This window comes from Methylobacterium indicum (assembly GCF_001043895.1).
GTDB lineage: Bacteria > Pseudomonadota > Alphaproteobacteria > Rhizobiales > Beijerinckiaceae > Methylobacterium > Methylobacterium indicum.
Map to the genome: position 1 here is coordinate 1 of NZ_JTHF01000291.1, position 8366 is coordinate 8366.

General features: G+C 73.6%; 10 protein-coding genes. 5 read left to right on the forward strand and 5 right to left on the reverse strand.

What is annotated here, in order from left to right:
- A partial coding sequence (locus QR78_RS27485) for an adenylate/guanylate cyclase domain-containing protein (protein WP_048430795.1) occupies positions 1 to 691 on the forward strand: 691 nt, incomplete at its 5' end.
- A gap of 66 nt (positions 692 to 757) precedes the next feature.
- On the opposite strand, the gene QR78_RS34485 is transcribed toward QR78_RS27485, so the two are convergent.
- Positions 758 to 1204 carry a GcrA family cell cycle regulator gene (locus QR78_RS34485; protein WP_338100678.1) on the reverse strand — a complete coding sequence of 149 codons (447 nt, stop codon included), beginning with the start codon at positions 1202 to 1204 and terminating at the stop codon, positions 758 to 760.
- Positions 1205 to 1389: 185 nt separating this feature from the next.
- On the opposite strand from QR78_RS34485, the gene QR78_RS27495 reads away from it, so the two are divergent.
- Complete coding sequence (locus QR78_RS27495) at positions 1390 to 3090, forward strand: inorganic phosphate transporter (RefSeq protein WP_048430797.1); 1701 nt, start codon at positions 1390 to 1392, stop codon at positions 3088 to 3090.
- A gap of 97 nt (positions 3091 to 3187) precedes the next feature.
- On the forward strand, positions 3188 to 4201 hold the full coding sequence (locus tag QR78_RS27500; protein WP_048430798.1) for an NAD-dependent epimerase/dehydratase family protein: 1014 nt from the start codon (positions 3188 to 3190) through the stop codon (positions 4199 to 4201).
- Positions 4202 to 4318: 117 nt separating this feature from the next.
- Here QR78_RS27500 and QR78_RS27505 read toward each other — a convergent pair whose 3' ends face one another.
- The 3 genes from QR78_RS27505 to QR78_RS27515 are packed head-to-tail and all read right to left on the reverse strand — an operon-like array spanning position 4319 to position 6037.
- Complete coding sequence (locus tag QR78_RS27505; RefSeq protein WP_082172078.1) at positions 4319 to 4600, reverse strand: DUF3237 family protein; 282 nt, start codon at positions 4598 to 4600, stop codon at positions 4319 to 4321.
- A gap of 21 nt (positions 4601 to 4621) precedes the next feature.
- Positions 4622 to 5467, reverse strand: a complete 846-nt coding sequence (locus QR78_RS27510; RefSeq protein ID WP_048430799.1) for a DUF1206 domain-containing protein — start codon at positions 5465 to 5467, stop codon at positions 4622 to 4624.
- A gap of 12 nt (positions 5468 to 5479) precedes the next feature.
- Positions 5480 to 6037: a tellurite resistance TerB family protein gene (locus QR78_RS27515; protein ID WP_048430800.1), complete on the reverse strand. Its 558-nt coding sequence runs from the start codon at positions 6035 to 6037 to the stop codon at positions 5480 to 5482.
- 100 nt (positions 6038 to 6137) lie between these two features.
- Here QR78_RS27515 and QR78_RS27520 point away from each other — a divergent pair, with 100 nt between their 5' ends.
- Positions 6138 to 6935 carry a DUF3750 domain-containing protein gene (locus QR78_RS27520; protein ID WP_048430803.1) on the forward strand — a complete coding sequence of 266 codons (798 nt, stop codon included), beginning with the start codon at positions 6138 to 6140 and terminating at the stop codon, positions 6933 to 6935.
- 117 nt (positions 6936 to 7052) lie between these two features.
- Positions 7053 to 7268, forward strand: a complete 216-nt coding sequence (locus QR78_RS27525; protein WP_048430801.1) for a hypothetical protein — start codon at positions 7053 to 7055, stop codon at positions 7266 to 7268.
- Positions 7269 to 7277: 9 nt separating this feature from the next.
- On the opposite strand, the gene QR78_RS27530 is transcribed toward QR78_RS27525, so the two are convergent.
- Positions 7278 to 8273 (reverse strand): LacI family DNA-binding transcriptional regulator, encoded by a 996-nt coding sequence (locus QR78_RS27530; protein ID WP_048430804.1) that lies wholly within the window; start codon positions 8271 to 8273, stop codon positions 7278 to 7280.
- Between the last annotated feature and the right edge of the window lie 93 nt (positions 8274 to 8366).

Below are 8366 nucleotides of genomic sequence, written 5' to 3' on the forward strand. Positions count from 1 at the left end.
GGCGGTGCTGGCCCTGCGCGAGGCGGCACGGCGGGCGGCCCTGTCGCGCTTCCTGCCGGCGGAGCTGGCGCCGCTCCTGGAGCGCGGCGGCAGCATGGAGCAGGGCGGCGGCCTGCGTCTCGGCGAGCGGCGGCACGCCGGCATCGCCTTCGTCGACATGCGCGGCTCGACCACCATCGCCGAGCGGGCCGACCCCGAGACGGTGGCGATCCTGATCACGGGCTTTCGCCGCTGCGTCGTCCAGGCCGCCCGGGAGACCGGCGGCATGATCGACAAGTTCATGGGCGACGGCGCGCTCGTGGTGTTCGGGGTGCCGGAGGTCCGGGCGGACGCCGCGGCGGGCGCCCTCGCCTTCGCGGAGCGGCTGGAGGCCCTGGTCGAGGCCTGGAACGCCGGCTCGGCCCACGACCCGGTGCGGATCGGCATCGGGGTGCATTGCGGCGAGGTGTTCGTCGGCGTGGTCGGCGATGACGACCGGCTCGAATTCACCGTGCTCGGCGACGCGGTCAACGTCGCGGCCCGGCTGGAGCAGGCGACCAAGACTTTCGGGGTCACCACGCTGGTGTCGCAGGCGGCCCTCGACGCGGCGCGGCCGGGCGATGGCCCGCACGGCGCCGCGTGGCGGGAGGTCAGCCGGACGGCGTTGCGCGGGCGCCGCGAAGGCTTCCCGATCTACGGCCGCGCGGCGTGAGCGCCGGCCCCCCGGGCGCCCGACGAAAACAGGCACCGGACGGGTAGCGGAGCCGGCCGGCCTCTGCTATCGCAGCCGCCCCGGACGGGTCGGCTCGAAGACGATCCGGCGGTGGAAGGCGCACCAGCTCTTTCCGTCCTGCACCGGCGCGCCGCAACAGACCGCTCGGTCGTTGGGTTCGCCGATGATGAATTTGCACACGAAGGCGCCCGATTGGGCGAAGGGAACCCGGAGGCTCGGGGAGGGCTCCTCGACGGCGTCTGCGGTCACGATATGCGACATGCGCACGAGCTGGTTCATCGGGTACTGACTCGCTGGCCTTCCGTCACCCTCGACCAGAAGGGCATCGGGCCGGTTCGTTGAAGGCAACGATCTCGCCGCCCGTGAAAGGCGCCGGACTCGTTGCCCATGGGGAGCCGCGCCTCCATGACCCGTGCGCACACGCATCGCAGCGGCAGCGGTGATCCGTTGAATTTGGGGTTGCGTTTTGCAGAACGCAAGCCCCTTAGGCATTTACACATGGTTTTCGCACGTCCGACCGCCTCCGCGGCGGTCCGCGGCGACAGCGACCTTGCCGTCGACTTGACCCGGCGTCGATGTGGCCCGCCGACTTGCCGCGTCATCGACTTGCCGCGTCATCGACTTGCCATCCGGGCGCCCTATTCCTTGAGGGGCAGCCCCGCCGGAGCGAGTCCCCCATGTCCGACGCCGCCCTCGCCCGACGCCCCGCCGGGGCGGCGCCCGGTCCCGCCGGCCCGGGATCTGGAGAGGAACCCCGCACGGGGCCCCGCTTCGGCCACCGCATCCACCCGGCCGCCACGATCGGGTTCCTGGCGGTGCTGGCCGCGGGGCTCGCCTATGCGGGCTACAACCTCGTCGCCGACATGCGGCAGGCCGGCCAGCCGCCGCTCGCCGTCGGGGCCTTCGCGCTGCTGGGCCTCGCCCTGCTGATCGCGCTGGCCTTCGAGTTCGTGAACGGCTTCCACGACACCGCCAACGCGGTGGCGACCGTGATCTACACCCACTCGATGCCGCCGCTCGCGGCGGTGATCTGGTCGGGCGCGTTCAACTTCCTCGGCGTGATGGCCTCGACCGGTGCGGTGGCCTACAGCGTCGTGACCCTGCTGCCGGTGGAGCTGATCCTCCAGGTCGGCTCGGGGGCCGGCTACGCGATGATCTTCGCGCTCCTCGTCGCGGCGATCGTCTGGAACCTCGGCACCTGGGCGCTCGGCCTGCCGAACTCCTCCTCGCACGCCCTGATCGGCTCGGTGATCGGCGTCGGCCTCGCCAACCAGCTGATGGCCCCCGACCACGCCGCCTCGGGCGTCGCCTGGGGCCAGGCGCTCGGCGTGCTCGAATCGCTCCTGTTCAGCCCCCTCGTCGGGTTCGTCTGCGCCGCGGGGCTGCTGTTCCTGCTCAAGCGCGTGGTGCGCCGGCCCGAGCTCTACCGGGCGCCGGAGGGCGAGGCGCCGCCCCCGCTCTGGATCCGCGGCCTCCTGATCCTGACCTGCACCGGCGTGTCCTTCGCCCATGGCGGCAACGACGGCCAGAAGGGCATGGGCCTGATCATGCTGATCCTGATCGGCGCCGCCCCGACCGCCTACGCGCTCAACCGCACCATGCCGGATTCGAGCACGCCGGCCTTCGTGCAGGGCTCGCAGGGCGCGAGCCGGGTGTTTCGCGCCCATGCCGGCGGGACTCACTCCGGCGGGACTCATGCGGGCGGGGCGGCGGTGCCCGACGCGGCCGGCGCCCGCGCCAAGGTCGGCGAGGCCCTGAAGGCGAAGGCGCCGGCCGAGGCCCTCGCCGCCCCCGAGGTCCAGGCGGCGCTCGCCGCCCTGTCCGACGACATCGCCGCCCAGGTGCAGAATTACGGCGCCATCCGGCACGTCCCCGCCGAGGCGACCCAGAACCTGCGCGCCGACATGTACCTCGCGGGCGACGCGGTGCGCCTGCTCACCGGCGAGCACTCGCCCTTCACCGACGACGAGACGCGGACGCTCCAGGAGTACCGCCGCACCCTCGACGACGGCACCCGCTACATCCCGACCTGGGTGAAGGTGGTGGTCGCCCTGGCCCTCGGCCTCGGCACGATGGTGGGCTGGAAGCGGATCGTCGTCACGGTCGGCGAACGCATCGGCAAGCAGCACCTCACCTACGCGCAGGGCGCGTCGGCGGAGGCGGTGGCCGCCGGCACGATCGGGCTCGCCGAGGCCTACGGTCTTCCGGTCTCGACCACCCACATCCTGTCGAGCGGCGTCGCCGGCACGATGTGGGCCAACGGCACCGGCCTGCAGATGGCGACGGTGCGCAACCTGGCGCTCGCCTGGATCATGACCCTGCCGGCGGCGATCACGCTCGCCGGCGGGCTGTACTGGGCGCTGCGGCAGGTGTTCTGAAGGCGCGGGTTCCGAGGCGGGCCGGGCTGGCAACCCGCCCCGCGCCGGTGTAACCGCCCCGGGCGGGCGCGTGTCCGGCCCGCGCCAGGGACCCGCCATGCGCTTCCTCGTGACAGGCACGGCCGGCTTCATCGGCTTCCACCTCGCCCATCGCCTGCTCGGGGCCGGCCACGAGGTCGTGGGGGTCGACGGGCTGACCGACTACTACGACGTCGCCCTGAAGCGGGCCCGGCTGGCGCGGCTCGAGGCCCTGCCGGGCTTCGCGTCGCACGAATTCCTGCTGGAGGAGCCCGGCGCCTTCATGACCCTGATGGGCGAGGCGCGGCCGGACGTGGTGGTGCACCTCGCGGCGCAGGCCGGGGTCCGCTACAGCCTGGAGCACCCGGAGGCCTATGTCGCCGGCAACGTCGTGGGCACCTTCCAGGTGCTGGAGGGCTGCCGGGCGCATCCGGTGCGCCATCTGCTGTTCGCCTCGACCTCCTCGGCCTATGGCGGCAACCCGACGGTGCCGTTCCGCGAGACCGACCGGGCGGTGTGGCCGCTCACCATCTACGCCGCCTCGAAGCTCGCCGGCGAGGCGATGGCGCATTCCTACGCCCACCTGTGGAAGATCCCCACCACGGCGTTCCGGTTCTTCACCGTCTACGGACCGTGGGGCCGGCCCGACATGGCGTTGTTCCTGTTCACCCGGAAGATCCTGGCGGCTGAGCCGATCGAGGTCTACGACCACGGCCGCGCCGTGCGGGACTTCACCTATATCGACGACCTCGTCGAGAGCATCGGTCGGTTGATCGACCTGCCGCCTCCCCCGCCGGGCGCCGCCCCGGTCTCGCCCGCCGATACCCTGAGCCCGGTCGCGCCGTTCCGGATGGTCAATATCGGCGGCGGCCGTCCGGTGAGCGTCGCGGCGATGCTCGACGCGCTCGAAGCCGCGCTCGGCGTGCGGGCGGTGCGCCACCTGCGCGACCTGCCGCCCGGCGACGTCGAGCGCACCGAGGCCAGCCCCGACCTCCTGCGCGACCTCGTCGGCTACGTGCCCTCGACCCCGCTGGAGGTCGGCATCCCGGCCTTCGTCGCCTGGTACCGCGCGCATTACGGCGCCGGATGCTGAGGTCCGATCCCGTCGCGCCTCGGCACCGATGCCCATTCGGGCTTGCCCTGCGCCTTCGAACGGATCCGTCCGAAAAAGCGGCGGCATGATTCCAGGGTTTGCCGGTGCCGGCGTCCGTCACCGGCGCATGGATGCGCAGCATGGCAGACCCGCCACGGCAGGGGCGCCTTCACCACCGTCGAGATGCGTCGTGCCGTCGGGCTCGACCCGCAGCCAGTCGCCGGCCGGACCGGGCAGCACCTCGGCGGTGAGGCGCGGCCCCGCCACCGTGCCGCCGGTGACCGGCACGACGCGCAGCTCGGTGCCTCGGGACGGGCCGATGCCCTGCGGCGGGCCGACCGTCAGGCTCATGCGGAACAGGAACTCGGTACGGAGCGGCAGCGGCTCGGGCGCGTCCATGGGGTTACTCCGGGGTTGATCTTACCGCGCGATCCCCTCCACCGCCCGGCGCGCCGCGTCGAGGTCCGGCGGGTCGATGTGGCGGTAGCGGGCCTGGACGAGGCCGAACATCCCGAACGCCGCGAGGCCGGCCGCCGTGAGGCCCAGGAGCACCCAGCCATAGGGTTCACCCCGCAGCGCCTGGAGGGCGCCGCCGAGGCCCTTCACGTCGCTCGATCGGCTCTCGATCGCCGCCGCGATCAGGAATCCGCCGATCAGCCCGAAGGTCAGGGCCCGGGCGGCGTAGCCGAAGCGGCCGACATGCCGCACCCAGTCGCGGGCATCGTGCGGCACCGAGAGGCGCTTGCAGACGTCGCCCTTCCAGGCCTTCAGCGCGAAGGCGAGGCCGGCCCCGATCACCACGAGGCCGACGGCGCCGACGAGCCACTGGCCGAAGGGCTGCTGCAGGAGCCAGGCGGTCCAGTCCCGCGCGCCCTGGTCCTCGGCCTGGCGCGCCGTTCCGCGGCCGAGCGCCGCCGCCATCATCGAGAGGCCGAGACCGCCATAGGTCACGCCGCTGACGAGGTGGCCGGCCCGGGTCGCCAGCCCCTTGGCCGAGCGGCCGTAGCGGTCGGCGTCGGTCACCGCTTCGACCACGCGCCAGAGCGCGAAGGCGGCGAGACCCAGCGCGACGAGACCGAGCAGGATCCAGCCGAACGGCCGCTCCAGCAGGATCAGGAGGGCGCTGCGGCTGCCCCCGGTCTGCCCGCCGACGCCGATCGCGGCGAGCACCGCGAGGCCGCCGACGAGGCAGTAGGTGACCCCGCGGGCGCCGTAGCCGAGGCGAGCGAGCAGTTCGAGGGCTTGCCGGCCGTCGGGAGGGCGCATCGGTGGCTCCGGTCAGGCCGCGAGGCCGGATTCGACCCGCGCGACCGCGTCGTCGTCGAGGTCGAGGGCCTCGGCCAGCATGCGCAGGAAGGTGCGCTCCTGCATCGTGTCGGGATCGATGGCGAGGCGGGCCGCGGCGTAGACCCGGGCGCCGGCCTCGGGGTTGGCGACCCGATCGGCGATCTCGTCGATCGTCGCCGGGTCCTCCAGCTCGCGGGCGAGCCATTGGCGGCCTGCGAGGTCGAGGCCGGATTCGGCGACCGCCGCGTCGAGCCGCTCGCGCTCGCGGGCGTCGATCACCCCGTCGGCGGCGGAAGCCGCCACCATGATCCGCAGGCAGAGCGTCGCCTCGTCGTCGCTGAGCGCACCCGCATCGAAGGGCATCGCGGCCGTGCCTTGTGCCGTCCCTCGGGTCGCCCCCCGGACCGGACCGGCCTCGGGCTCCCCGCGCTGCGTCGCCCGCACGGCGAGGCCGGCGATCAGCGCCAGCCCGCCGAGGGCCGCGGAGGCCGCGAGCCCGCCGCGGCGGCTGCGCACCAGGGCGTCCAGCACCCGTTTCACCTCGGCCATCGCGTCCTCCCGTACCCGTCCGCAGTACTCGTTGCAGGCCAACAACGGTCTCGCCCGGCCGCGGTTGCGCCGCCACGCTCCGACGACCATCTTCACCACCATGCTGATCGCCCTGGCCTGGCTCGCCCGCACCCTGGTGCTGGCGCTCGTCCTCCTGTTCCTGCTGCCGCTCGCCGCCCACGCCCTGTGGTGGTGGAGCCGCGACGACCTCGCCCCCGACTGGGCCACCGCCGACTGGTCGAGCGCCCGGCTCCTGCCCGCCCCCGCGGCGGCCCCGGATGCCCTGGTCCGGATCTACGCCGCCCGGGTCGGGCGCTGGCGGGGCATCTTCGCGCATCACACCTGGATCGTGGTCAAGGAGGCCGGCGCCCCGCGCTACACCCGCTACGACGTGGTCGGCTGGGGCCTGCCGGTGCGCAAGGATGCCTACGCGGCCGATGCGCGCTGGTTCGGCAACCCGCCGCAGGTCGTGCTCGCCCTCGACGGCGATGCCGCCGCCCGCGTCGTGCCGCGGATCCACGCTGCGGTCGCGACCTACCCGCACCGGGCGGCCGGCAGCTACAGCGCCTGGCCGGGGCCGAACTCCAACACCTTCGTGGCCCACGTCCTGCGCGCCGTGCCCGACCTCGCCGTCGCGCTGCCGCCGACGGCCCTCGGCAAGGACTTTTCGGAGCGCGTCGTCGCCTGGACGCCGAGCCGCACCGGCGTGCAGCTCTCGGCCCGGGGCTATCTCGGCCTCGCCCTCGGCTGGGTCGAGGGGATCGAGGTCAACGTGCTGGGTGCGGTGGCGGGGCTGGACCTGCGCCGCCCGGCCCTGAAGCTGCCCGGCTGGGGCCGCATCGGCATGGATCCGGCCGGCGCCACCGAGACGCTGATCGCCCCGACGCCGAGCCGCTGAGTCCGGCTCCCTGCGCTACGCCACCCACGCCACCGGGCCGGCAATCTTTCGACACGCGTTCGTGAACCAAATCATGGTGCGGCGCGTTATCGCTGGCCCAGAGATTTGCAGTGCGACATGCCCGATTCCCGCTTCGTCAAGGCCGATACGGCCCCCCCGCCGTTCGCCGGCCCCTTCGCCCCGGTTCTCGCCGGCGTCTCGCGCGGGTTGCAGGATCTGTTTCCGCTGGTCGAGCCGCCCCGGGCCGCACAGCGTGGCCCCGTGGACGCGGAACGGGAAGCCGTCGCCCCGGTCTTGCGACCGCGCCCGGCGCCGACGCCGCACCTGATCTGATCCGTCACGCTACCCCGTGGTCTCCCGCAGGAGCAGGCTGAACCCGAGATCGATCACCGTCGGCTGCTCCGCCTCGCCGTCGAGAAGCCGGAGAAGCAGGTCACCGGTGCGCCGGCCGATCTCGACGGGATCGACCGCGATGGTCGAGAGGCGCGGCACGCATTGGCGGCCGATCTCGAAATCGCCGAAGCCCAGGATCATGAGATCCTGCGGCACCCGGACGCCGCGGCGCTGGCACTCCATCAGGGCTCCGAAGGCCGAGATGTCGGAGACGAGGAAGACCGCCTCGGCCCCGCCGCGAGCCAGCAACTCCGTCATGGCCTCGGCCCCGTGCGCGAAGGCGCCCGCCGCGCGGCCGTGATGCAGGATCAGGCCGTCGGAAAGGCCCGCTGCCGCGAGGCCGTCCCGCAGGCCCCGCAGGCGCTCCTCTCCACGAAAATCCCGGGCCTCGCCGGTGCGCTCCGGCCCGAGGCCGGCGATGCGGGCGGCACCGAGGCCCGCGAGGGTTCGTGCCGCCAGCCGTCCGACCTCGTAGTTCGAGAATCCGACCGCCCGGTCGATCGGCGTCTCCGGCCGGTCCCAGATCTCCACCACCGGCACCCCGGCCCGGGCGAGGAGGTCGCGGGTGCCCTCGGGGCGATGCATCCCCGCCACCACGATCGCGTCCGGGCGGCGCGACAGCATCGCGCGCACCACCGCCTCCTCCTCGGTGGCCGAGTAGCCGGTGAGGCCGATCAGGGGCTGGTAGCCGCGCGGGCCCAGCACCGCGGTGAGCCCGGCGGCGGTGTCGGCGAAGTTCGGGTTGGTGAGGGTCGGAACGATCAGGGCGACGAAGCCGGTGCGCCGCGACGACAGGCTCCCGGCCCCGCGATCCGGCACGTAGCCGAGCCGGTCCACCGCGGCGAGCACCCGCGCCCGCGTCTCCTGCGAGACGCGGGCGGGCTCGGCCAGCGTACGCGAGACCGTCATCGGCGAGACGCCGGCGAGGCGCGACACGTCGCGCATCGTCGGCACCCGGCGCGGGGGCGTGGACTCGTCGGCCATGGTGGGGCGCCCAAGCAGACTTCGCCGAAGCGGACACCGGTTCGGCGGCAAAAA